Raw genomic sequence first — 23,611 nt, 5'->3', positions numbered from 1 at the left:
CGTTCGCGTTCTCCTTGAAAATAGATAGGCACCGGCAGTGCCAGACCATAATAGCGCACCAGATCATCCACCTGCTCATAGGTGAAATAGCTGCTGCCTACGACGCAGTGTTATAGCATCGACACCATTCTGCAGCAGCTCACTTAAAAAACATCAGGACTCTTATAAAGATGATTTGACAGCACACCCAGCATACCGCTTAAATTTGCTTAAAAATGACAGGATTCACGCATATATATCACCGGAATACAAGGTTAAACTGTCGAAAAATGATGTAATTTTTATTATTGGGTCATTTTGCATCAGATGTTAAAATATATCTTATTCAGAAAGAGGAGGAAGTAATATTTATGAAATGGGTTTGGGGAGTAATAACAGCGGCAGTATCAGTAATTGTGCAATTGCTTATCTTGAGTCTCTTAGGTTTTAACTTTTTTAGCTTTTCTGTGTTATTCATTATTCCGGTAGGGGGGATTATTCTCGGAGGTATAGCCACCTTCGGATATTTTTCTAAAACTGTGAGACAAGGATTAAAGCCGAATAAAAACAACTACTTCATATCGCTTATTTTCATATTACTTTCATTTAGCGGGTTTATGTATGGAGAATATCAGATGGCATATGTCTCATCATCGAATGTAATTAACTATAAGTTTGAGGGGGAGCATATAAGTAATTTTGTGTTTGGAGAATCAGATGAACCTATAACTCTATTGAACTATTATGATTATAAATTTAATAATAGCAGTTTAAGCATATTTTCAAGAGGACATGTGAGCAATGCAATAGATATTGAACCCAATAAGTGGGTAAACATCAGCAAATTCCTCATACAATGTGTTGGTTTATTAATAGGTGGCCTAAGTGCCGGATTGCTGGTGACAAGTGGTAAGACACATTGTTCTTCGTGTAACAAAGCGTATTTACAGGAACATAAACTTTTGGACGTAAATGATGAAATGATAGAGCCGGTATTAAATGAAATCAATCAATACATACAAAATAACAACGGTGAAGGATTAACAAAGTATATCACTGAACAAAAGACGCTTTGTGAGGATGGAGCTTCAGATACTAATGTTAAATATGGATTTAAGTTTGGTCATTGTCCCAATTGTCAACAGGGTTACCTGATAAAGAGTTGTTATACGCTAGATAAACATGGGAATTTTGAAGAGAAAGAAGATAAAAAGGCAGTAATTCCTATCAGCCAAGAGATAGTAACTAGTGTACAAAATGCAGAAATAGCATCATAAATGAAAGTTTGAGAGAAGTGGAGAAACCTGCCACTTCTTTTTCACGTGCTTCCTTAGATGCGGCTGACAAAAGAAAAAGCGCTCGAGGTATGTTTTTCCATACTTTGAGCGCTTATTTAGGCTGTTACTGCGGGATGAGCTGGGTGATCTGGTTCAATAGCTCGTTGACTTGATTTATAGTCTCGGGAATACCTGTCGATTCGAAGGCGGCTTTTCCTTCTTCCAGGTTGGTTATGGCCTGATCCAGCCCTTGCTGCAGTGTTTCATTGTATCCGACAATAGATTGATGCAGGTCTGCCGCATATTCCGGAACCTGAAGCCCGGCATATTCGACGATCTGTTCCTTGAGGGCAACCAGCCTATCCTTTAATTCATCCCTGGCCTGCGGGTCTGTGGCAGCATCCGTGGCCCAGGTGCCCATCTCTTGTCCGAACTCCGTCAAAGTTTGCATATAAGAAGCTGTATCGGCGGTGAAATTGACGCTGTCTCCTATCTTTTCTGCAATCCCGCAACCCGGTACAACCAGCAAAATGAGTAGCAGCAGACTTAAGCCATATTTCTTCATTTGCTTCACTCCTTTAGAGTATCTTATGTGCCAAGTTTACTGTAGTTCATACGGTCAGAAGGGCATCAGGTTGCATGAAAGTGATATGCGGGTACGGTTATGTCAAGGTATTTCAAAGACGGATTTTTTTCAAATTCTGTTTTAGAACTTCTGTAGGGACGATTTTTGTCTGTTTATAGCCAATACTACTTGTTCATATTCAGTTCATATTGTCGTCATGGGGAGTACATCTCTATCGTATATGCTAGCTTAACGGTTCGATAAGGCAGCCCAACACAGAAATAACGACTGGAGAAGATGCAAGTGAAAATACGTGAGGTGAAGAAAATGGACTTGGATACAAAAACAACAGGCAAAAAACCAGCTAGTAAGATGAAAAAATTACTTAGGATTTTACTTAAGGTATTAGCAGTATTAGTTATAGCAATCGTCGTTTTTCTAGCCATTGTTTTTGTCGTTGATAAGATCAGCAGTAAATCAGAGGAAGGGAAAATAAAATCCTATGGTCAGTTTGTAACAGTAGATGGGAAAAATATGAATGTCTTAATTCAAGGACAAGGTGAAGAAACAGTCGTGCTACTACCAGGTTTGGGAACAGGAACACCAGCACTGGATTTTAAGCCGCTAGTAGAAGAGTTATCACCATTTTACAAAGTCGTAGTGATTGAGCCTTTTGGTTATGGATTAAGTGATGGAACCGAAAAAGAACGAAGCATAGGAAATATTGTAAGTGAAATTCATGAAGCTTTACAGCGTCTTAAAATTGACCGATATATTCTAATGGGTCACTCCATTTCAGGCATTTACGGACTAGATTATGTGAACAAATATGAACACGAAGTGAGTGCATTTGTCGGGATCGATAGCAGTGCTCCAAAGCAATACGGTGATAAGGTTGTTGAATCTCCAATATCATCTACAACAATTTCACTACTCAAAAAATCAGGTTTAGCCAGATTGATAATGAAACTAAGTGCTGACCCATATGCTACAATACCAGTTGATGATGAAACAAAAGAACAAATGAGAATTATTTCTTTCAAAAACTTCAGAAATCCTACCATTGTGAATGAAATAGAAAGTAGGGTTCCTAATTTTAAAGCGGCTGAAAATTTAACATTCCCAAAAAATCTTCCAGTTATATTCTTTTTACAACCGGATAGTGCAGCAATTGCAGGATGGTCAACACTACATGAAGAGCAAATAAAAGATTCTGTACATGGAAAAGTGATGACCTTCGAAGGAACACATTATTTACACCATACCAAATCAAAAGAAATCGTTGAAAACTTTAGGGCGTTTATGGAAGAAGTAAAAAAAGACAAGTAGATGATTTTTAAAATGAAAGTTTGTTTGTAATTATTTGATGTAACAACATGCGCTCATTCGCATTATCTAAACACGGTCCTCGTATTATCCATGCTACGGCATCATCGCAAGCTTCCTTGCATGTCATGTCGTAGCATTTTTTTGATAGTTCATATTCAGTTCTTATTGCCGTCATAGGGAGTAATGGATAAATAACCATCTCCTTAATGCTTTTGTCCATACTTCCAGGGTTTAAGTGCTCCCAAAAGGTTGTGGGGTTCTGGGGGAACTCGTTATTTATATGGACTTGTATTTTAGAATTTTCATATGGACTATTAAAAGAGATTTTTTCCCATTTTTGCGGGGATGCTGCCCCAAAACACACCTGTACGCTAATCTCCGTCGTGTCAAAAACCATTGAATGCAAGGTTCCTAAACAATCTTCATAAAATGGGCAACATACGCCCTTTGGCACTTTTTCCTCTAGGATTGTCTTTATTGATTCTACAGAAATAGATCCTTTCTTTTTTGAAAAAAAATCTTTTATAGTGTTGTATCGAATAACAGAATGCCTTCTGCGGTTATTATCATAAGGCAACATTTCGTTGCTCTCATAATGATTTGTTGCGACAAGGAAATCTTCACTGTTTCTAAAAGATATTTTTCTATCATCGCCGAAACAGGCAGTTTCAGCTATTGTGACATTTCCGTAAGTATCAGCAATCAGCAGGTTTACATTGCTTCGTATAGGTATATTCTTCAAAAGATATATGGCATCCTCAACAGAGGAGCAATTATCCAATAAAGACCTCAGCACAAACGGGAACCAAAGTCCTTCACCAAAAGGGCGTTGTCCAAATTCACAAGATGACATGCTTACTGTTAAGCCATGCTCATTTATTCCGTCAAATCTCCCAAACAATAGCAGTGAAAAACCCATATGTGCAGGTTTTCCGTCTGCCCTTGTTACACACAAACACATCTCATCTTCAGTCGAAAATTCATAACTTCTGCCAATTAAAGTGTGCCCATCAGATGTAATACTTGACAAAGCTGCGAATTGACTGCATGCTCCAGCTTCTATTACATCATCCGCAAATACAGCCAATTTCCCCAGTGGGATTTTTAAGCTGTCTGAAAGTCCAAGGATTTCCTCGTTTACTCCGGGACAAAATTCATCTAAAAGGGTTTGTTTCTTTCTTAATAAAAAACTATCCATACAATCACCTTGTATATTGATACTCATAAGCTCCGGGTTCTTTCTGACTGTATGAGCCAGCTTAGTGCCAATCTCGTAATGGCTGCCCTCTGAGACGAATTTTGAAAAGCTAACGAACTGGTTTGACATGTTGAGCGCCTTCTTTCAGACTATTTTTCAAATATTTTATAAGCGGTGGCTTATACTCACCCCTCTGCATATTATGATATTGTTTTTCTTTCATACTGTCCTGTCATTACCTGCGCATAGTTGACAGATCGAAGAGGGTCGCAGGCAGAAGTGCAAACTTCGAAAAATAAGTTATATTCTACCATTTAGTAGTATAATAAAAACATGCATCAAGCAGGCGTTTAAACACGATCTAGCATGAAAACTACTTAATAATCTCTAATTGAGGGTGAATTCATTGAAGCGAATAGCAGTAGATATGGACGAGGTAATTGCAGATTTTCATGCAAAGCACTTACACTTATACAACACCAGTTACAATGAATCTTTAACTATTAAGGACTTGCAAGGCACAAGGTTATGGAGGATACGTCCTGAACTTTCGAAAGAAATATTGGATTTTGTGGATGATCCAGGTTTTTTTCGGGACTTGAAAGTAATGGAGGGAAGTCAGAAAGTAATCAGAGAATTGAGTAAATATTACGAGATTTATATCACAACAGCAGCAATGGAACATCCATCTTCATTTCAAGCTAAATTTGAATGGTTAAGTGATAACTTTCCTTTCATTCCACAAATGAATTATGTGTTTTGTGGTGATAAAAGCATTATTAATGCTGAGTATCTTATAGATGATAGTTCAAGGCATTTTCAAAGATTTCAAGGACAAGGAATATTATTTACTGCTCCACACAATGTCAACGAATCAGGTTATGTGCGAGTTAACAACTGGTATGAAGTTGGGGACTATTTTTTAAGTAATAAAAAACAAAAAACACAAGACTCATAAAGGAATTTTGAGAGTATGCTTGAAGGGGGCATACACTTCAGACAACATCGCATTCACGCAGCGTGCCAGCAAGCTGCCTAATGGGAGTTTTTATTATTTGAAGATAAGCAATTACTACCATTCAAATATTTCCACATAGTATAAGAATACGACATAATATAAGTATCATTACATAAAACGAAATCAGTCTTTTGCAAGGTTTTTTCGTAGCTTATCAATAGAAGGTGTTTCCATCTTACTCTTCATGATCAGCACATCAAATTCATTTTGAAGGCAGACCATCTCGGATTTTGCCACGGCCGTATGCTTTGCCATGACTGTTTCGGCAAACTTTGTGCCCATAATAATTTTAAAAATTGGGGCAATCAAAAAAACGGGAAGTTTGAAATAATGGAGTTTTGATGGTTTGATATTTATACCCAATTGCTTACATGCATTTTGTGGGGGGGTATGGCACTATTTTTGATAAGGCTTTCAAAGAAAAAATTCTCCTTTGATATTATGAAGTTAAACGAAGCACCAGACTCCAAGGGATGGTTACTTGCGGTTGTGATTTCTGTTATAGCAATTACAGTTACCACTATTGTATGGGGTGGTTTTAAGCCAGTTCAAGAATACAATGGTATCGTTAAATTCATTTTTCAAAATATCTATTACTTGTTTGAAGCTGCCTTGATTCTGCTAACGATTGCTTTTGGACAAAAAATCGGTGAAACGCTCATAAAAAGAGGCAGTCTGCCTTATGGAGGGATTTTTCTTGCTCTCACATGGGGACTCATACACATTTTGCTCCAAGGAAGTCTAACAGGTGTTTATGCTTTCTTCATGTCCATTCTATATGGCATTGTATACATATTGTTAAAAAAGAATATCCGATATTCATATATGATGATGGTAATTATATTTATTTTATAAGCAATTACAGCATACGGAATCACATAAGACTATGCATTAAAATTGAGGCGCGTATTCAAACTGTTACTTGGATTGTGTAGGATACTAGGTGAAAGAAGAGAAGTCAGCAAATAAATTATCGCTGGCCATATGAAATTAGAGAGTGAAATTAAATTTGATTTCATTTAATAATGCGTTGAAGAAATATATATCGAGTAAGTTAGAAGAAAATGGTTTTTATATTGACAAAAAAAGAGAACGTTCATCATTGGTTTTTAGCAAAAGTTTCAATGAAAATGTTAAGCAATTTATTAGTTTTCAAAAAAGTAATCACATGGATCAAGCCTTTAAAGTTGAGTTGAGTACATCATTAAAAAGAGTTGATACAAAACAAATTGGTGATTTTGTAGGAAGAACAGATGATTGGTGGTTGTATTATGATGAATCTTCCTTGGTGGTAACCCATATCATATGGAGTTACCTTTTTTCTATTCTTGCGCTCTCCCCCGCTTTTTGGATAAACTAACCCAGACTGATACTTACCCAACTCCAACACGAAACGAGATGATGCCTCATGACTATTTAAAAAGTACCCAATAAATTAGCCAAGGAAAAGTTCCCATATCTGCTCCAACATGCCTACAATCCAGCGTGCTAGTTCTCTTGATTAGAAGAAGCTTTTGAAGTCGTCATGCGTGACAACAAACCCGTCTTCCTTACTATTGGGTAGCTAGGTTGTTGATTCACACGTACCTGTCATTGGTGGCAGTCAAGTTACTGCAACCAACGAAAAGCATTGATTTCACTAGGTAATTTTAATGATTATTGTGTTAAACTACTGATTACCAAAAAAGTTATCAATTTGCCAATAGTATACAATGTACAGCTCAATAAAACAACCGAAAACATGAGGTTAACCTTCACAAAATACCGCCCAAGAGGACAAATGGGCGGTATTTCTGTTTGTGGCAGCTTACTTTAGGCCATTTTGGCCCGAAGTTGCAGGGTTTGGGGAAGGCACTCCCCAACAAGCAGTTTTTGAATTTTCCCGCAAGAGAAAATCTCAAAAACGTGCAACCGTGACCACGGTTGCACTGCTTGCCGTTTAGCAGTTTAGTGGAAACCTTGGAAATAACAACATCAGATAGCATGTTTTCCTTGAATAATTCCAATATTGGTATTATAATCACAAATGGAAACAATGGAGGTGTATTATGCGCAAAGACATATACGATATTATGCTCAACCCAACGCGAATGAGAATTGTACAGGCCTTCGCTTCTGGCAATAGCATGACAGCAAATGAAGTATGTGAAGTAATTAGTGATGTGCCGCGAACCACGCTTTATCGGCATATAAATATTCTTATTGAAGCCAGTATTTTGACAGTTATTGAAGAAAAGAAAATTCGTGGCAGTGTTGAGCGTACACTCGCGCTTAAGATAGACGAATTGAATAAGCCGAGCAATGCGGAAAATATTCCTCAACAGGCATTAAGATTTCTAATGGGAATTTACTCAAAGTTTGAAAAGTATTTTGCCAAAGATACTTTTGTACCCGGCAACAATAAGATATTTTTCAATAATACTGTTATGATGATGACCGACCGAGAGTTTGACAAGTTCTTATCTGAATTGCAAAAAGTATTTGTGAAATACCATTATGAGGCTGCTGACAAACGAAAGCCGAGAGATATAACAATTATTTCTGCACCGCCGGAGGCAAGCGAAAATGAAAAATGAAAAAGTGAAGATAAATAAGAAACGAGGGAAAAGGATGTTGACTATACTTGCAATTATTTTTGGTAGTATCGTATTGCTGAATCTTTTCAGTTTATTTATTAATCAGGTTTTCTTTTCCAATGAGCTTGATAATCTTGCTCCCTATGGCGAATTAGTTGAAGTAAATGGAAAAAATATGCATGTTTACTCGATGGGGGACGGAGAGGAAACCATTGTGCTGTTGTCGGGCTTCACTGTTCCATTACCAAGCGCAGACTTTGGCCCGTTAATGCGTGAATTATCAAAGAGCTATACGGTAGTGTGTATAGAGTATTTTGGCGTTGGGTTCAGTGATGAAATAGTTACGCCCCGAACGAATGAGAACTACACCGAAGAAATACGCGAAGCATTATCTGTGGCTGGATTTTCAGCACCATATATATTAATGCCGCATTCCGGCTCTGGTATTTACAGCGAATACTACGCATCCAAATACCCGGAAGAAGTGAGCGCAATCATTATGCTGGATACTACGTCGTCAGCTGAAACAAGCATAAATGTACCCAAGTTTGTTTATAGCTTGGGTAAGGTACAACAAGCCATTGGTCTTGCCCGCCCGTTCAATTCTATTGTAGTATCGTCCACACTTGGGATAAAGAAAGAAAATGGATATATGCAAACGGAAGTTGATGATTACACGAAATTTATGAACCACTATTACAATGACACAATCGCAGACCAGTTATTACGGCTCAACGAAAACATTGAAGAAGTGATGAGTATGAATTTTCCCCAGGATATACCCATACTAAAACTTATAGCTTCCGAAACTGCACAAGGAAAACAGACAGGCGATAAATACCAAAATGCGCACATGGACAGATTGGGTGCAAATGCCGAATGGAGAGTCATTGAGGGAAACCATTTTCTTTACCACGGTCATATAGAGGATATTTGTATTGCAACGACCACTTTTTGCAAAATAGGGGTAATTAGAAAACGAACGCCGAAATACGGCATACAGTTCTCCCTCAAAATCTTTACATTTCACTCAGAAACGAATAACAAAATGCGTCATTAAGCATAAGCTTAAGTGGCGCATTTTTGATTCTGAAAAATGTTGTAGGTTGAACCATCGAGATGCGGTGATATCATATGGATGGAAGTTTAAGAAAGTGGTGAAGTCAATGGTAAAATAGCAAAATGATTCTCTAAATACTCAAAGCATATTATATGACAGAATTATATATTTTCCAAATGGGAATTTTAAGGAAGCAAATTATAATAAAGTATATGGTATAGATACAGATAGATATATTTGTGCTCATGAATATATTAATAATAATATTTATAGCTTTGGAATAAATGAAGCTTTGAAGTTTTAAGTAAAACTAGTCGGGAAGATACTCTGTGTTCAATAGTATATGAACCATTAAAAAATGAAATTTATATTAGTTATAAAAAAGATTTAAGCAAAAAATGGAAGATTTCTATTATCGAAAAAACAATCCAATCATTGGATGGATTTTTAAGCAATAATAAAATCCAAATTACAAATAGAGAAATATTTGTGAAGGATCTTATTAGCTTATATAAGGGGTCTGTCAATAATTTTGTGTAAACTCTTTTAAGCATAGATTCCCCCGAGGGGGAAGTCGCGAATCTAACGCAAGTGTTGACCGACCCGATCAGGAAAGAAGACGGACAACTGGAGCAGCATTTGCCCCCAGTTTTGTACACGTCCCGTCCATTTCCGAGTGACGTCAACGGTAGCTAAATAGAGCATCTTCAGCAATGCCTCATCCGTAGGAAAGATGCTTTTTCCTTTCGTTACTTTGCGTAGCTGGCGGTGGTAACTCTCGATCATATTGGTGGTGTAGATGAGTTTGCGGATCTCAGGCGGGTACTTGAAAAAGGTAGCGAGTTCGTCCCAATTTGTCCGCCAGGAACGGATAATAAGAGGATATTTAGCGCCCCAGACTTCCTGAAAACGGTCGAGTTCAAGCAAGGCGCCTTCCTCAGTAGCGGCCTTGTATATAGGCTTTAAGTCGGCGGTCACCTTCTTAATGTCCTTGTACGACACGTACCGTGTGGAACTGCGGATCTGGTGAATAATACACTTCTGGATTTCAGTTTGGGGGTAGCAGGCTGCAATCGCTTGAGAGAACCCGGACAGGTTGTCCACGCAGATAATGAGAATGTCCCCCACCCCGCGATTTTTCAGCTCATTGAGCACGCTCAGCCAGAACTTGGAGGACTCGTTCTCCCCGATCCACATGCCCAGCACATCTTTGTTTCCGTCCAAATCAATGCCAATGACCATGTAGGCGGCCTTGTTGATAATGGCCCCGTCTTGTTTGACTTTAAAGTGGATGGCGTCCAGATAGACGACCGCATAGACGCCCTGCAGAGGCCGGTTCTGCCATTCTTTAATGAGAGGAACAATCTTGTTCGTGACATTGGAAATGAGCGTAGGAGAGACTTCAATGCCATACATCTGTCCTAGATGATCCTGGATTTCTCTTGTACTGACGCCTTTGGCATACAGGGCAATGATTTGTTCTTCGATGCCCGTTACGTTCGACTGATGCTTCTTGACGACAAGTGGCTCAAACTCACCCAGACGGTCCCTAGGGATAGCGATTTCCTGTTCACCGTACTCACTGACGACCGTTTTTCGGCTCTTTCCATTGCGACTATTTGGAGTGAGTTTCGCCTTTACTTCATGCTTTCCGTAGCCTAAGTGAGTATCCATTTCGGCTTCCAGCATCTCCTGAATCGTCTCAGCGAATAGCTCTTTTAGAGCATTTTGCGCATCCTGTGCGCTTACCAAATTGTTTTCCTTAATAAATTCCCGTAACTGCTGTTTTGTCCAAAGTCCCATGTGTTCTCCCCAACCTTTCTCTTACTTCCATTTTAATGGGTTTGAGAGTTTACACAATATATTTTACAGACTCTATATAAGTGAAAAACCGTCTCACCGGGCGTACGTCGTAAAAGGGAAAGGCTCTGCCGGTCCGGTTCGTCAGCTTCATGAAAAACTTTAATGAGTAATCCTCTATTGACTTGGGAAGAGCAAAATCAACTATACAAGACGATAATTGAGTATATAGACTATAAGTATGTAGAAAATAGTTTGACGATTGAGATTAAGTTCAAATAAAAATTAGTGGCTATGTGGCTTACATAGTCACTTTTTGTTTGGGTATAATAAGGCTATATCTTTATTTAAGGAGGTGATGCCCTATGACAACTAGCAAGATACCCAATAGATTAATACATGAAAAAAGTCCTTATCTACTCCAACACGCTTATAATCCCGTTGACTGGTGGCCTTGGTGTGAACAAGCATTTACGAAAGCAAAAGCAGAAGATAAGCCTATTTTCTTATCTATTGGGTATTCCTAACGTTGGTTATAGAAATCTTGTTGTCATTGGTGCCACGTAATGGAACGCGAATCCTTCGAAGACGAAGAAGTCGCCCAGCTTCTTAACAATAATTTTGTCGCCATCAAAGTTGACCGCGAGGAGCGGCCGGATATTGATGCGCTGTATATGTCGGTGTGTCAGGCGCTGACCGGGAGCGGGGGTTGGCCGCTGACGGTGCTGCTGACGCCGGAAAAGAAGCCGTTTTATGCGGGGACGTATTTTCCGAAGCGGCAGATGTTCGGGCGTATTGGGCTGATGGATGTGCTGGAGCAAATTCACCGCAAATGGGAGCAGGACGGTGAAGCGCTGGACAAGCTTGGAGATGAGCTGCTGGCGGACCTTCAGTCGCTGGACCGGAAGAACTCGCAAAGTATCAGCGAAGGCAGCGTAGGAGCAATTCCCGGCGAAGAACTGCTGCATGAAGCTTATGAACTGTACCGCCGCCAATTCGATGAGGAATACGGCGGGTTCGGCAATGCGCCGAAGTTTCCTTCGCCGCATAATTTGTCTTTCTTGCTGGCGTACAGTCAGAACTATGATCAGCCGGAAGCGCTACGGATGGTAGAGAAGACGCTGGATGCCATGTACCGGGGCGGGATGTACGACCATGTGGGATTCGGGTTCTCCCGTTATTCTACAGACCGGGAATGGCTGGTGCCGCATTTCGAGAAAATGCTCTACGACAATGCGCTGCTGGCCATTGCCTATCTCGAGGCTTACCAGATCACGAAGAAGCCGCTGTATGCGGAGATTGCTGAGCAGATCTTCACGTATGTGCTGCGTGATATGACCTCGCCTGAAGGGGCCTTCTACTCAGCGGAGGATGCGGATTCGGAAGGCGTGGAAGGGAAGTTCTATGTCTTCACCCGTGAGCAGATCGAGGAAGCGCTGGGGCTTGAGGATATGCATTCCTATTGCCATGTGTACGGGATTACACCGGAGGGGAATTTCGAAGGTGCCAATATTCCGAATCTGCTGCAGGGCTTGCCGGATCAGATGGCTGAGCGGATGGGGATGAATCCGCTTGGACTGCGGACCCGCACGGACGAATGGCGCGAGAAGCTGTTCGCGTACCGGGAGCAGCGTATTCATCCGTCCAAGGATGACAAGGTCCTCACCTCCTGGAACGGGCTGATGATCACGGCGCTGGCGAAGGGAGCGAAGGCGCTGCAGAAGCAGGAGTATGCCAAAGCCGCGGCTGCGGCGGCGGATTTCATCTGGGAGAAGCTGCGGCGTGAAGATGGCAGGCTGCTGGCCCGCTACCGTGACGGGGAGTCGGCAATCTCTGCCTACGTGGATGATTATGCTTTTATGCTCTGGGGGCTGACCGAGCTGTATGAAGCTACGGGCCAAGCTCTCTACCTGGAGCGTGCATTAACGCTCAAGGACGGACTGCTGGAGCTGTTCATTGACGAGGCAGGCGGCGGGTTCTTCTTCACTGGTCATGATGGTGAAGAACTGCCAATCCGCTCCAAGGAATTGTATGACGGAGCAATCCCATCCGGGAATTCCGTGGCGGCGAAGCTGCTGTGGAAGCTGTCAGTGATCTCGCAGGATGTGGAGCTAAAGGCAATCGCTGAGCGGACCGCAGCGGTGCTGTCCTCCGCTGCATCGGAGTACCCGCCGGGTTATGCAATGTATTTGCAGGCCCATCTGGCGATGGCTTCCGGCGGCAGGGAATGGGTGCTCTCCGGCAAGCGGGAGGACCCGGTGCTGCACGGCATGCTCGCCCAGGTGCAGCAGGCTTACTTGCCGGATGCTGCACTGATTGTCAACTGGGAAGGCAGCGGAGAGGATATGCTGCGGAAGCTGCTGCCGCATCTGGCGGACAAGCCGACGGTGGGTGGCCAGGCGACGGCGTATGAATGCCGGAACTTTGCTTGCCGCCAGCCGGTTAATAACCCTGAGGCGGTCAAGGAACTGCTGGCGGCACGGCAATAGGCAGAATGAAATTGCAATAAACCCGTTATGTAAATCAAGAGGAGCGCAGGATGAACTGCGCTCCTCTTTTTGTCGTGTAACGGCTTGGCCTACTCCATGCAGCACCAAAGATTATTTTCGCGCTGGCAGCGGCTGGACTGAACCTCTACCCCAACTGCCGAACTCTTAATGCGGATTTATTGGGTCCCTCTAAACGCTTGACAATCTATATGCGGTATCTTGAAAAAACCGAAGCAGGGGCACCAGATAGACCAAGGTTAATTCCACTGTTTATATCAATGTCTATTTCAATGTCATTCTAAGAGGAGCACTTCACACCTCTGACTATGTTTTTTGCAAATTTAGACTTTTTAGTGTGGCGATACCAGCGTGATGGCGTGACTGTGTTGCTAACGAGAATAATGTGACTTGTGTTACTAACGAGGCTAGTCTGACTAACCTAACTGGTGTATCGGCCCTCAGTTCCGGCTCAACTGGCTCAGCTCCGGGGAAGCTTACTGCCGTACCGGGCCCGCAGCAGCTGAAGCTTATCCAGCTTGCGCAGACTGTGCTCCTTGCTCAATAGCCCCACGCCGAGGATCAGATTCTCGATAATGTAGGTCGGGCCAACCATGGAGTGAAACTCCCATACTTCGCCGCGTCCCGCGTACAGCACGATATCGGCATCATAGGAACGGGGGAAGACCAGTCTGTCGGTAATCAGGATGACCACATACCCCGCTTCGCGCGCGTAATCGAGAATCACCTCCGTTTCCGGCAAAAGCTGGACGAATCCGAACACCAGCACAACATCCTTTTTCCCGGCATGCATCAACGTTTCCAGCAGCTCGTGACCGCTCGGGGCCATCCGTTTGATCGTAATTCCAAAGCGGGCCATACGGTAAGCCATCAGTTCAGCGAGGCCCGCACAGGGTCCGGGACTGTAAACATAGATTTGCCTGGCCGCAGACAGGGCTTCTACCGCACGCTGCAGCAGCGCGTCATTCAAATACCGGCTGGTCTCCTCCAGATGATGCGAGCTGATCTCCAGCAGCTTTTGCGGGAGGGAGCCGCTTACGGTCCGCTGCATCACATCGCGCATTTTCTCGGACGGAGTGGATTCAAAGCGGAAACGGAGGCGGTTTTTGAAGTCCTTGGCATGCTTGAACCCGGCGGCTTTCCAGAAACGGGAGACCGAAGCGATGCTTAAGCCCAGCTCGTTGGCGATCTCCTGCTCGGTCATGTAGAGGACGCGCTGCTCATTTTTGGGGATGAAATCGGCAAGGATCCTTTGATTCGGTGAAAAGGGGCGGCGGTTCCAGTCTTTGTACATAGCGGTAAGGCCTCCTGATTAGAAGATTCTGCTTCCACTATACGGCGCCAGTGTGTTGTAAATATTTTTACACCGTTAAAAAAACTGAAAAAAACATTACATTGCATTAACAATCGGGAAAAGCTGTGCTGACACGCACTTTCTATACTTAAGGTAATTTCCTGGAGGGGGCCGATTTGTTTATGAGTACGTTAAAAAACCGTTATACGCTGACCCAATCGCAAAAAATGATGATTTTTGTGCTGTCCATGTCCTTGTACGGTTTGTCCAACATGTTCACGGAGCTGATTCCAAGCCTGCAGCTTGGGCCGATTGAGCTGTCTGTCGAGTATTTCGCCTTCATCCCGCTCACACTTTGTATGTTGTTTCATCCGCTGTATGCCGCCGTGGGTGCTGCTGTCGGAGAAATAATCTTCGGCGAGCTGATGCTCGGCCAATTCGGCGGGCTGGGAGAGCTGGAGAAATTCATTACCTTCTCACTGGCGATGTATACGGCAGGCCGCATGGTCTCCGATCCCAAGAACCGCAGGCAGGTTGGGGTGGCGGCGATCAGCGGGGTGGCCATCCACCAGTTCTTCAGCTCGGTCATCGACATCGTCAAGGTATGGGTCGGGGTAGAGGAGCTGGAAGCCGTTAAAGGACTGGCCGAAAGTATTGTAATCATCGAGGGTGTGGGTTTTCTGAATGATGTGCTGTTCTCCGGCATCCTGTTTGCGCTGCTGCCGACGTTATACCTGGTGCCGCGTTTATACGGAAAAATCGAACCCTTGCTTGGAATGAAACCCCGCGAACGGAACATGAAATACGCCAGCGGTGCCTGGCTGTCACCGAAGCTCGTCATTGGCGGAATCATCCTGTCACTACTGGCGCTTGGTGCGGAGCTGCTGTCTGAATCCGGCTGGAGCATCGGTGAGTTCGAGCTGCCTGGGGCCGAATCTCATGAGGGAAGTCTGATCTGGCTGAGCATGCTGGCCGCTGCGGTTGTTGCTGCAGCTGTGATTATTGTGCTTATGCGCCGCGCTGCCCGCAGGCGGCAGGGGGGAGGCCAATTTGATGCGTAAACCGGTACTTGAACTGAAGGAAGTAACGTTTACGTATCCGGGTGCCGAGCAGCCGGTGCTGCGGGAGGTATCGCTCAAGCTTCAGGAAGGTGACTTTATTGCGGTGATGGGCAGCAACGGTTCGGGGAAATCCACGCTCTGCAAATGCTTCAACGGCCTGATCCCGCATTATTACACTGGTGATTTTGAAGGTGAGGTTTTGCTGCGCGGAGAATCTGCAACCGGGAAAAGCGTAAGCCAGCTCTCCAGACATATGGGCTATGTCTACCAGGATTTTGAGAATCAGCTGGTCCGTCCGACCGTGCTGGATGATGTATGCTTCACCCCGCTGAATTACGGCCTGCCCGATTACCGGGAGCGGGGAGAACGGGCACTTGCGCTGACCGGACTCAGCGGTATGGGCAGCGAATTTATCTGGCAGCTCAGCGGCGGGCAGAAGCATTTGCTTGCGCTGGCCGGAGCGCTGGCGATGGACCCGGATATTCTCGTCATTGACGAGCCAGTCGCCCAGCTTGATCCGCAGCATGCCCGCCAAATCTACGACATTCTGCGCCGCCTGAATGAACAGCACGGCAAAACCATCGTCGTTATCGAGCATCATGCTGAGTTCATTGCGGAATACTGCCATTCGGTTGTGCTGATGGACGGCGGCAGGCTGCGCTGGCATAAGCCGGTGCGCGAAGCGTTGTCTTCGGTGGAGGAACTGCTGGCGCTGGGCATCTATCCGCCCGATGTGACCCGGGCAGCCTGGATGCTGCAGCCCGGACCCCGGAGCGGAACGCTATATCCGCTGAACACGGGGGAGAGCGGCGGCTGCTTCATGCGCCGCCGCGGCATCGAATGGTCCGCCATTGCCGCAGAGCAGCTTCCCGTACCCGTTGAGCGGAAGACGGAGGCCATTGTCAAGATGGATAAGGTCCTGCTCTCCTACCGGACCATCCACAAAACGGTGCATCCTGTGCTGAAAGGAATTAACCTGGAGCTGCACTCCGGGGAATCGGTTGCACTGATCGGCAACAACGGCGCAGGGAAGTCTTCGCTGATGAAGCTGATTGCCGGCATCACCACACCAACCGGAGGAACCGTTCATGTCAAGGGAATGAAGGTGAACGGCTTGCCGCCGGAGCGCCTCTCCGGTATTGCCTCCTACGTGTTCCAGAACCCGGAGGATATGTTCATCGACGACTCCGTGCGTGGAGAGATCGCCTATTACTTGAAGGCAAGGCGGCTCGCGGATACGGATGAAATAGTAGAAGCGATGATGGAGGCCTTCCGTCTGCATGAGCTGGCCGAGCGTGACGCCCGCCTGCTCAGCGGCGGGCAGCAGCGCCGGGTTTCGCTGGCGATTGGCGCGGCTGTCCGTCCGGCAGTGATGCTGCTGGATGAACCTACCGCCAACCTGGATATTTCAACGAAGCAGGAGATGGTAGAGGTGCTGGAGACGCTGCGCAGTCACGTGGAGACTGTGGTCATTGCCACCCATGACATGGCGCTGGTAGCGGAATGGGCCAGCCGGGTGATCGTGATGAACGACGGGATGATTATTGCCGACGGCAGCAAGGATGAAATATTCTCCGACGGCGCGTTGCTGCGCCGCGCCGGGCTGGCTGAAACCCAGCTCATGGAGCTGAGCCGGATGCTGGGGCTGCCCCGCATCTGCTGCAGCTTCGAAGAATTTACCAGGAATGTGGAATGGAGAAAGGAGGCGGTTACGCATGGTGGAAGCAGTCAAACGGGCACTTAACCGGATTTCAGTCGAGCAGATCAAGCTGGAGCTGCTTGGCAATGCTTACAACAGCAGCAGTACTTTCCTCGGCAGGCTGGACCCGCGCACGCTGCTGATCTGGTATGTATTCTTCGCGATTGCGCCCTGGTTTGTGTACAACCGGACGATATTGCTCGGTATGTTTGTGCTCATGGTCATCACGACGATCCTGTCCAGGGTGAGTCCCTATATCATATTTATTCTCTGCCTGGGGTTGATCAGCCAGATCGGCTGGATGTTCCTGGTGTCACTGTTCTTCGGGGGCGGGGCAGAATCGCTGCTGCCCATGTTGACGCTGACGCTCAAGCTCTCCGTCATTTCACTGGCGAGCATTACCGTCTTCTCCAGTCTGGACCCGGAGCGGCTCAGTGATGGACTGTCCTCGCTAGGGGTACCGGATGCTTTTGCCTTCAGCTTGTCCTACGGTTACCGGATTCTGCCCACACTGCTGGAAGAGTTTCACCAGATCCTGCTCTCGTTCAGATTGAGAGGCCAAAGGCCGCTGAAGCATGGAATCCTGTACTGGCGCACTGCCGCTTATTATTTGCGGATTATCGTGCTGGTCTTCTATCCATTGATGCTGAATACAGCCAAACGTTCCCGGACAACCGTCGAAGCGCTGGAGACCAGAGGGTATACTTATGCAGTGAAGAATCCGCAGGTGCGAAAGATGAAGCTGTCATATCTGGCTATGAAACGAACCGACTGGGCTTTTATTGCAGGCTCTGCCGTGTATATAGGTTTGCTGTTTCTCGCGGGTTCTGCCTATCCAAATTTGCTCTATTAAACTCACCCTCAAGCACAAAGGAGAGAAATCCATTTATGAATATAGATCTGCACACCCATGGCAAGCTGTCCAAGAAATCAACCTTCTCCCCGGATTACTTCCGGGGGATGGTCAGTGAGGCTATAGCGAACGGCCTGGATGCCATCGCCCTGACTGAACATTTCAACACTTCCAATTTCTTCGCGATGTATGAGACGCTGGACCGTATGTATCCTTACAATGGCCATTATTACGAGGCGGACGGCTTGAGAATTTTCCCGGGAATGGAAGTGGATATTGCCGAGACCGGCCATATTCTGCTGATCGGTCTGAAGGAGCATATTCTGGATGTCCGTTTCAGTCTTGAGGATTACACCAAAGAGGGGCATTTCATACCGTTCCGTCAGCTGCTGGATCTGGCTGATTCCCGGGACTTGTGGAAAATCGGAGGCCACCCGTTCCGGAGCTCCACTCCGCTGCATCATCTGGACCCGGAGCAGCTGGCCCGGCTGGATGCTTTTGATTTCAATGCCAAGGATATTTACATGCAGGGAGCAGAGGCGTACCGCGCATTAATTACTCCTTTTGCTGCCAACCTGGGTGTACCGGTCATTGCCGGAAGCGACAGCCATCAATGCCTGCAATATGGCAGCGTGGTGAATAAGCTGGAATACGCCTGCTCCACGATGAAGGAATTGAGGGAAGCAGTGCGTAAGGGCCATTATTCCATAGAGGTTTCACCCTGCCTGCACACCAAAGTGAAAGCCTCGGTCATGATGAAAAAACTGCTGAAGCAAATGTCGGGCGAAGCCCCGTCCAGAGATGAGGCTGAGGAATACTCGGCTTAGCATGTAAAGATCTGAAGCCCTGTACGATCCCGCCGGGACTACAGAATCAAGCTTAGGATGCATTTGTCATCTTAAGCTTGTTGGCACGATCAAAGGTTGCCGCCATCTTGCAGCTTGCCTAAGAGTGACTTAATTTCTTCCACATCCTTGCCGACATAGACCAGGCGTTACCGCTCCTACAGTTCCAAACTTTTCCTCCATTCCTTTTCCCCTATGTTATTCTTTAGTTCAACCTTTATAGGAATAATGAATGAGACAGGACGATCCCTAAATAGACTGCTTTCTGTCGCTCTTGGCGGCGGCAAAGCAGTCTTGTTTGCTTTTTTATAGCTTGTTAACAATCCATTCATAATACTTTGATAATCTCTATAAGTGTTAGGGCGGATGATCATCCAATCCCAATAAATGATGATACGGAGGATAAATGATGTTTACAATGATGAAAAAAAGGCTGATCGCTGGTCTGGCCGTCTTGGCTGTTCTAGGTGCCGGGTTAGGGGAAACCCTGATATTTTCCGGGAAACTCGCCTCGGCCGAAACGGCTCAAGCCAAGCCAGAGGTGCATCAGATTGAAGCGCCAGGGGATCTTGATGACACTGCGGGTCTGACTACCTTCGTTGATGGAATCATGGAAGAAGATATGAACAGGCTGCAGATTCCGGGAGCGGTCATCTCCATTCTGAAGGACGGCAAGATTATCCTGGCGAAGGGGTACGGCAGCTCCAACCTGGAAAAAGCTGCACCGGTTGATCCCGCAACCAGCATGTTCCGGATCGCTTCAACCACTAAGCTGTTCACCTGGACGGCGGTGATGCAATTGATGGAGCAGGGCAAGATTGATCTGGATACCGATATTAATACCTACCTGAAATCAGTGAAGATACCTGCTACCTATCCTGAGCCTATCACAATGCGTCATTTGATGACACATACAGCCGGGTTCGAAGAAGGTGGCGTCGGCTATCAAATCACCACGGACCCTGCCAAACTGCCGGGGTCGATCTCCGAAACGCTCGACAAGCATATGCCTGCACGGGTAAGACCGCCAGGTGAGATCAGTTCCTATTCCAACTATGGCGCCACACTTGCGGGCCTGATTGTGGAGGAAGTAAGCGGCATTCCTTACGATGATTACATTAAAAAGTACATTTTCGATCCGCTGGATATGAAATATGCAACCGTAGTGGAGCCTTTGCCGGAGCAGTTTAAGCCTTACGAAGTTCTGGGTTACACAAGTAAGAACGGCAGTTTTGTTCCCGGTACACCTACATTCGAAGGTGGTTTTCGTCCCGCCGGCTCAGGTACAGTATCGGCAGAAGACATGGCTCACTTCATGATCGCCCATCTGCAGAACGGGAAGTATGGGGACAAGGAGATTCTGAGAGCGGATACGGCTAAATTAATGCATTCAACGGCATTTCAATTCGACAAACGTATGCCGGGAGTGGATCTTGGATTCGCCGAGAAACGGTATAACGGCCTGCGTGTTATTGCCCATGGCGGTGCGGACCCGATGTTCAACACGGAATTGTATCTTGTACCTGCTAAGAATGTTGGCATCTTCGTCTCCTACAATGGCGGTCAGGGCAGTGAGTCCGCAGAAGGTCTGGTTCGAGCATTTTTTAACAAATATTATCCTGCTCCTGTAACTCAGCAGCCTGTGATTTCCGCTTCTACGGAATCTCTAGAAAAGTATGCGGGCTCCTATCAATTTACACGCCGCAATTTTAGCGACATTGATAAATTTTTCAGTTTTTTCTCCCAGATTAATGTGACCGTCTCAGACAATAAACTTTCCTTGGGAAGTGGCAGTGAGCAACAATTATATGTCCCTGTGGACACTAATCTGTTCCAGCATGAGGGAGGCACGGAACAAATCGGATTTCGCACCGACGACTCCGGGAAAGTCACACATATGCTCTTGGAAGCTATTCCAGATATGCCGCTGGAACGCACACCGCTCATAGATAAGAACAAGTTCTGGTTTGTCCTGCTCGGCGTCTCGAGCCTGATTTTCCTCACTGCTCTGCTGGGACTACTGTTCTCCAGACGGAAGCTCAAGGTGATGACGAATCCTGAAAAATGGGCGATTCGACTCTCCGCAGCGACGGCGGGTTGGGGACTAATAAGCTTTTTCACAACATTTGCAGTGCTTATGTCGTTGGACACGCTGGAGAGACTCAGCAGCGTCAGTACCTCATTTTATCTCGTTTTAGCCATGCCTGTGATATTCGTTGGAATGACTCTGGCTTTGCTTGTCTCGGATGTGCTGGCTTGGAAGAACAAGTACTGGACGGCTTTCATGCGCGTGCATTACACTCTTGTCGCACTTTCGGCTGTGGCACTGTGCCTGTTCTTCTACCATTGGAATCTGCTGGGCTGGCAGTTCGGCTAAGGCCATTTCTTGCCAGGAACAAATCATATATAATGTAAGCCTAAGAGAGGAGGATGATCGTGGCTACTATACTTATCGCGGATGATGATGCGAACATCCGAAAGCTGATGTCTTTGTACTTGCGAAAAGAAGGCTTTGAAATCAAAGAGGCCAGCGATGGCGTCAAAGCGCTGTCCATCGTGGAGAACTCGCGGGTGGATCTCGTTATTCTCGATATTATGATGCCAGGATTGGACGGTTGGGATCTGTGCAGAGAAATCAGGCGCTGGGATGCCAACCTCGGCCTCCTGATGGTAACAGCCAAAGCAGAGTCGGCACACAAGGTGAAGGGATTCCGGCTGGGAACGGATGATTACCTGACCAAGCCGTTTGATCCCATTGAGCTGGTGATGCGGGTAAAAGCGCTGCTTAAACGCTCGCTGGTCATTTCTTCCCAGACTGTGCAGGTGGGCAATGTTGAGCTCAATCGCCGTACCTTTCAGGTTACCCGTGGAGATGAGCCGGTCATTATTCCTTTGAAGGAGTTCGAGCTTCTGTTTCTGCTGGCCAGCCACCCCGGACAAATCTTCACCAGGGAGCAGCTGATTATGCAGATCTGGGGTTTGAACTATGAAGGGGATGGCCGGACCGTCGATGTCCATATCAGCCGGCTGAGGGAGAAATTCACCGGCAACGACGAGCGATTTCAAATCGAAACGGCCCGCGGCCTGGGCTACCGGCTGATTCCTGAGCCATGATCAAGACCTTGTACGTGCGTGTCATTCTCACGTTTCTCGGCATCATTATTTTTAGCCTAATATGCTCTTTTCTCATTGGTCTATATGTCTTTCAGAAGCAAATAAGCTATGAGGGTCAGAACGAAATGATCGCAGTGGGCAAGGAAATCATTCATCGCTATGATGACGCCAAACCTAAGGATACGGATGAGTTCCTGAACAGCATGGTTAAGGTATCCGCACACCCGATCCACTTGTACAATCCTTCCGGAGAACATACCTTCTATGGGCTTAAAAATAATCCGGCTGTCATCATCACCCCCGAAGCTGTCAAACAAGTGCTGCATGGAAAGTTCTATCGTTCCAGCGCTGATGATAAGGATACATTCATTGGAATGCCGTTTCTGCTAAAAGGGGAGTGGCATGCGATCTTCCTGCAGTATTCCGCCGAGAACGAAAATATCGTTAACCGGATGATGCTCTTCGTGCTTCTACTCGTGCTACTGCTCGGCAGTATATGCATTCTCATTGCCGCCAGGTATCTGGTGGAGCCAATCAAAGCACTGACAAATGCGACGAAGAGGCTGGCAAAGGGTGATTTCGAAGTAGAGTTAAAAGTGAACCGCGTGGACGAAATAGGGGATCTGACGCAAAGCTATGTGGAGATGGCCGGGGAGCTCAAGCAGTTGGAGCAGATGAGGCAGGACTTTGTATCCAATGTCTCTCACGAAATTCAGACACCGCTGACGTCTATTTCCGGGTTTGCCAAGGCTTTGCGAAGCGATGATCTGGTAATGGAGGAAGAACGCAGCGAATACCTTGATATCATTATTGCGGAGAGTGAACGTCTGTCCAGACTCAGCGATAATCTGCTGAAGCTTGCTTCCCTGGACTCCGAGCACCATCCTTTCGAAGCAGGCTCCTTTAATCTTGACGAGCAGATTCGAACCGTCGTTGTGACCTGCGAACCGCAGTGGTCGGCCAAAGGCATCGTCATTGATCTTGAGCTGCCGGTGGCTGTCAAGATCAAGGGAGATGAAGATCAGCTTAAGCAAGCCTGGATGAATCTGCTTAGCAACAGCATCAAGTTTACACCGCAGGGCGGGAACATCCGTATCGGGATAGACGTAGATGCAACAGAAATATCCGTTATCATTAGCGATAACGGGATCGGTATTTCCCCGGAAGAGTTCAGCGCGGTATTCCAAAGGTTCTATAAAGTCGACAAGTCACGGAACGGGAACAATAACGGCAACGGCCTCGGACTGGCGATTGTGAAGAAAATTGTCTCTCTGCATCAGGGGAGTATCGAGGTGGACGGTGCAGTAGGAGGGGGCACGACGATTATCGTCAGACTGCCTTTCTCTCCATCTGCTACGGCCAGCCGGAAGGGCCATAAGCCCTCTGATGATGATCTGGTGGAAGGGAATTAAGCTGACTTCTGTGGAGTGCATTGC

The 23,611-nt window shown here is 45.9% G+C and carries 20 protein-coding genes and 1 pseudogene; 16 read left to right on the top strand and 5 right to left on the bottom strand.

Features of this window, described 5'->3' with window-relative positions; translation table 11 throughout:
- Positions 1–350 precede the first annotated feature (350 nt).
- Positions 351–1,256: a hypothetical protein gene (locus tag NSS79_RS21115; protein ID WP_342436007.1), complete on the top strand. Its 906-nt coding sequence runs from the start codon at positions 351–353 to the stop codon at positions 1,254–1,256.
- A 124-nt stretch (positions 1,257–1,380) separates the two neighbouring features.
- Here the strand turns inward: NSS79_RS21115 and NSS79_RS21110 are convergent, their stop codons facing one another.
- Positions 1,381–1,821, bottom strand: coding sequence for a DUF6376 family protein (locus NSS79_RS21110; protein WP_342436006.1), 441 nt, complete (start codon positions 1,819–1,821; stop codon positions 1,381–1,383).
- Between the two features lie 327 nt (positions 1,822–2,148).
- Between NSS79_RS21110 and NSS79_RS21105 the strand changes: the two genes are divergently transcribed.
- A complete protein-coding gene (locus NSS79_RS21105; protein WP_342440418.1) occupies positions 2,149–3,150 on the top strand; it encodes an alpha/beta hydrolase in 1,002 nt (333 codons plus the stop codon).
- Positions 3,151–3,157: 7 nt separating this feature from the next.
- Here the strand turns inward: NSS79_RS21105 and NSS79_RS21100 are convergent, their stop codons facing one another.
- Complete coding sequence (locus NSS79_RS21100; protein ID WP_342436005.1) at positions 3,158–4,477, bottom strand: C45 family peptidase; 1,320 nt, start codon at positions 4,475–4,477, stop codon at positions 3,158–3,160.
- 277 nt (positions 4,478–4,754) lie between these two features.
- Here NSS79_RS21100 and NSS79_RS21095 point away from each other — a divergent pair, with 277 nt between their 5' ends.
- Positions 4,755–5,306: a 5'-3'-deoxyribonucleotidase gene (locus NSS79_RS21095; RefSeq protein WP_342436004.1), complete on the top strand. Its 552-nt coding sequence runs from the start codon at positions 4,755–4,757 to the stop codon at positions 5,304–5,306.
- 183 nt (positions 5,307–5,489) lie between these two features.
- Here NSS79_RS21095 and NSS79_RS21090 read toward each other — a convergent pair whose 3' ends face one another.
- Positions 5,490–5,729, bottom strand: coding sequence for a hypothetical protein (locus NSS79_RS21090; protein ID WP_342436003.1), 240 nt, complete (start codon positions 5,727–5,729; stop codon positions 5,490–5,492).
- Between the two features lie 27 nt (positions 5,730–5,756).
- Here NSS79_RS21090 and NSS79_RS21085 point away from each other — a divergent pair, with 27 nt between their 5' ends.
- The 4 genes from NSS79_RS21085 to NSS79_RS21070 all read left to right on the top strand — a co-directional run bounded on the left by NSS79_RS21085 (position 5,757) and on the right by NSS79_RS21070 (position 9,002).
- On the top strand, positions 5,757–6,221 hold the full coding sequence (locus tag NSS79_RS21085) for a hypothetical protein (protein ID WP_342436002.1): 465 nt from the start codon (positions 5,757–5,759) through the stop codon (positions 6,219–6,221).
- A gap of 142 nt (positions 6,222–6,363) precedes the next feature.
- Complete coding sequence (locus NSS79_RS21080) at positions 6,364–6,726, top strand: hypothetical protein (protein ID WP_342436001.1); 363 nt, start codon at positions 6,364–6,366, stop codon at positions 6,724–6,726.
- A gap of 688 nt (positions 6,727–7,414) precedes the next feature.
- Complete coding sequence (locus NSS79_RS21075) at positions 7,415–7,942, top strand: helix-turn-helix domain-containing protein (RefSeq protein WP_342436000.1); 528 nt, start codon at positions 7,415–7,417, stop codon at positions 7,940–7,942.
- On the top strand, positions 7,932–9,002 hold the full coding sequence (locus NSS79_RS21070; RefSeq protein ID WP_342435999.1) for an alpha/beta hydrolase: 1,071 nt from the start codon (positions 7,932–7,934) through the stop codon (positions 9,000–9,002). The genes NSS79_RS21075 and NSS79_RS21070 overlap by 11 nt, the downstream gene beginning before the upstream one ends.
- A gap of 582 nt (positions 9,003–9,584) precedes the next feature.
- On the opposite strand, the gene NSS79_RS21065 is transcribed toward NSS79_RS21070, so the two are convergent.
- Positions 9,585–10,805 carry an IS256 family transposase gene (locus NSS79_RS21065; protein WP_342435582.1) on the bottom strand — a complete coding sequence of 407 codons (1,221 nt, stop codon included), beginning with the start codon at positions 10,803–10,805 and terminating at the stop codon, positions 9,585–9,587.
- A gap of 362 nt (positions 10,806–11,167) precedes the next feature.
- Between NSS79_RS21065 and NSS79_RS21060 the strand changes: the two genes are divergently transcribed.
- Positions 11,168–11,329, top strand: a complete 162-nt coding sequence (locus NSS79_RS21060) for a DUF255 domain-containing protein (RefSeq protein ID WP_084719487.1) — start codon at positions 11,168–11,170, stop codon at positions 11,327–11,329.
- A gap of 27 nt (positions 11,330–11,356) precedes the next feature.
- A pseudogene (locus tag NSS79_RS21055) lies at positions 11,357–13,291 on the top strand (thioredoxin domain-containing protein); the annotation flags it as partial.
- Between the two features lie 478 nt (positions 13,292–13,769).
- On the opposite strand, the gene NSS79_RS21050 reads toward NSS79_RS21055, so the two are convergent.
- A complete protein-coding gene (locus tag NSS79_RS21050; RefSeq protein WP_342435998.1) occupies positions 13,770–14,603 on the bottom strand; it encodes a MurR/RpiR family transcriptional regulator in 834 nt (277 codons plus the stop codon).
- A gap of 182 nt (positions 14,604–14,785) precedes the next feature.
- Here NSS79_RS21050 and NSS79_RS21045 point away from each other — a divergent pair, with 182 nt between their 5' ends.
- From NSS79_RS21045 to NSS79_RS21015, 7 genes are all read left to right on the top strand, one after another.
- On the top strand, positions 14,786–15,664 hold the full coding sequence (locus tag NSS79_RS21045) for a cell division protein FtsQ (RefSeq protein ID WP_342435997.1): 879 nt from the start codon (positions 14,786–14,788) through the stop codon (positions 15,662–15,664).
- Complete coding sequence (locus NSS79_RS21040; RefSeq protein ID WP_342435996.1) at positions 15,657–17,408, top strand: energy-coupling factor transporter ATPase; 1,752 nt, start codon at positions 15,657–15,659, stop codon at positions 17,406–17,408. Before NSS79_RS21045 ends, NSS79_RS21040 begins: the two co-directional genes overlap by 8 nt.
- The gene (locus NSS79_RS21035) at positions 17,380–18,216 is read left to right on the top strand and encodes an energy-coupling factor transporter transmembrane component T (protein ID WP_342435995.1); all 837 of its coding nucleotides are present in this window, start codon (positions 17,380–17,382) and stop codon (positions 18,214–18,216) included. Before NSS79_RS21040 ends, NSS79_RS21035 begins: the two co-directional genes overlap by 29 nt.
- A 35-nt stretch (positions 18,217–18,251) precedes the next feature.
- A complete protein-coding gene (locus NSS79_RS21030) occupies positions 18,252–19,043 on the top strand; it encodes a PHP-associated domain-containing protein (RefSeq protein WP_342435994.1) in 792 nt (263 codons plus the stop codon).
- Positions 19,044–19,467: 424 nt separating this feature from the next.
- The gene (locus NSS79_RS21025) at positions 19,468–21,438 is read left to right on the top strand and encodes a serine hydrolase domain-containing protein (protein ID WP_342435993.1); all 1,971 of its coding nucleotides are present in this window, start codon (positions 19,468–19,470) and stop codon (positions 21,436–21,438) included.
- Positions 21,439–21,497: 59 nt separating this feature from the next.
- On the top strand, positions 21,498–22,175 hold the full coding sequence (locus NSS79_RS21020; RefSeq protein WP_342435992.1) for a response regulator transcription factor: 678 nt from the start codon (positions 21,498–21,500) through the stop codon (positions 22,173–22,175).
- Between the two features lie 125 nt (positions 22,176–22,300).
- On the top strand, positions 22,301–23,587 hold the full coding sequence (locus NSS79_RS21015) for a HAMP domain-containing sensor histidine kinase (RefSeq protein WP_342435991.1): 1,287 nt from the start codon (positions 22,301–22,303) through the stop codon (positions 23,585–23,587).
- Positions 23,588–23,611: the final 24 nt, after the last annotated feature.

This window comes from Paenibacillus sp. FSL L8-0436 (genome assembly GCF_038593025.1).
Lineage (GTDB): Bacteria > Bacillota > Bacilli > Paenibacillales > Paenibacillaceae > Paenibacillus_AQ.
This window is presented reverse-complemented; position numbering and strand designations above follow the sequence as displayed.

Coding starts and splice junctions, on each gene's coding strand:
- NSS79_RS21115 (WP_342436007.1), top strand. CDS start 351: ATGAAATGGGTTTGGGGAGTAATAACAGCGGCAGTATCAGTAATTGTG.
- NSS79_RS21110 (WP_342436006.1), bottom strand. CDS start 1,821: ATGAAGAAATATGGCTTAAGTCTGCTGCTACTCATTTTGCTGGTTGTA.
- NSS79_RS21105 (WP_342440418.1), top strand. CDS start 2,149: ATGGACTTGGATACAAAAACAACAGGCAAAAAACCAGCTAGTAAGATG.
- NSS79_RS21100 (WP_342436005.1), bottom strand. CDS start 4,477: ATGTCAAACCAGTTCGTTAGCTTTTCAAAATTCGTCTCAGAGGGCAGC.
- NSS79_RS21085 (WP_342436002.1), top strand. CDS start 5,757: ATGGCACTATTTTTGATAAGGCTTTCAAAGAAAAAATTCTCCTTTGAT.
- NSS79_RS21075 (WP_342436000.1), top strand. CDS start 7,415: ATGCGCAAAGACATATACGATATTATGCTCAACCCAACGCGAATGAGA.
- NSS79_RS21070 (WP_342435999.1), top strand. CDS start 7,932: ATGAAAAATGAAAAAGTGAAGATAAATAAGAAACGAGGGAAAAGGATG.
- NSS79_RS21065 (WP_342435582.1), bottom strand. CDS start 10,805: ATGGGACTTTGGACAAAACAGCAGTTACGGGAATTTATTAAGGAAAAC.
- NSS79_RS21060 (WP_084719487.1), top strand. CDS start 11,168: ATGACAACTAGCAAGATACCCAATAGATTAATACATGAAAAAAGTCCT.
- NSS79_RS21050 (WP_342435998.1), bottom strand. CDS start 14,603: ATGTACAAAGACTGGAACCGCCGCCCCTTTTCACCGAATCAAAGGATC.
- NSS79_RS21045 (WP_342435997.1), top strand. CDS start 14,786: ATGAGTACGTTAAAAAACCGTTATACGCTGACCCAATCGCAAAAAATG.
- NSS79_RS21040 (WP_342435996.1), top strand. CDS start 15,657: ATGCGTAAACCGGTACTTGAACTGAAGGAAGTAACGTTTACGTATCCG.
- NSS79_RS21035 (WP_342435995.1), top strand. CDS start 17,380: ATGGTGGAAGCAGTCAAACGGGCACTTAACCGGATTTCAGTCGAGCAG.
- NSS79_RS21030 (WP_342435994.1), top strand. CDS start 18,252: ATGAATATAGATCTGCACACCCATGGCAAGCTGTCCAAGAAATCAACC.
- NSS79_RS21025 (WP_342435993.1), top strand. CDS start 19,468: ATGATGTTTACAATGATGAAAAAAAGGCTGATCGCTGGTCTGGCCGTC.
- NSS79_RS21015 (WP_342435991.1), top strand. CDS start 22,301: ATGATCGCAGTGGGCAAGGAAATCATTCATCGCTATGATGACGCCAAA.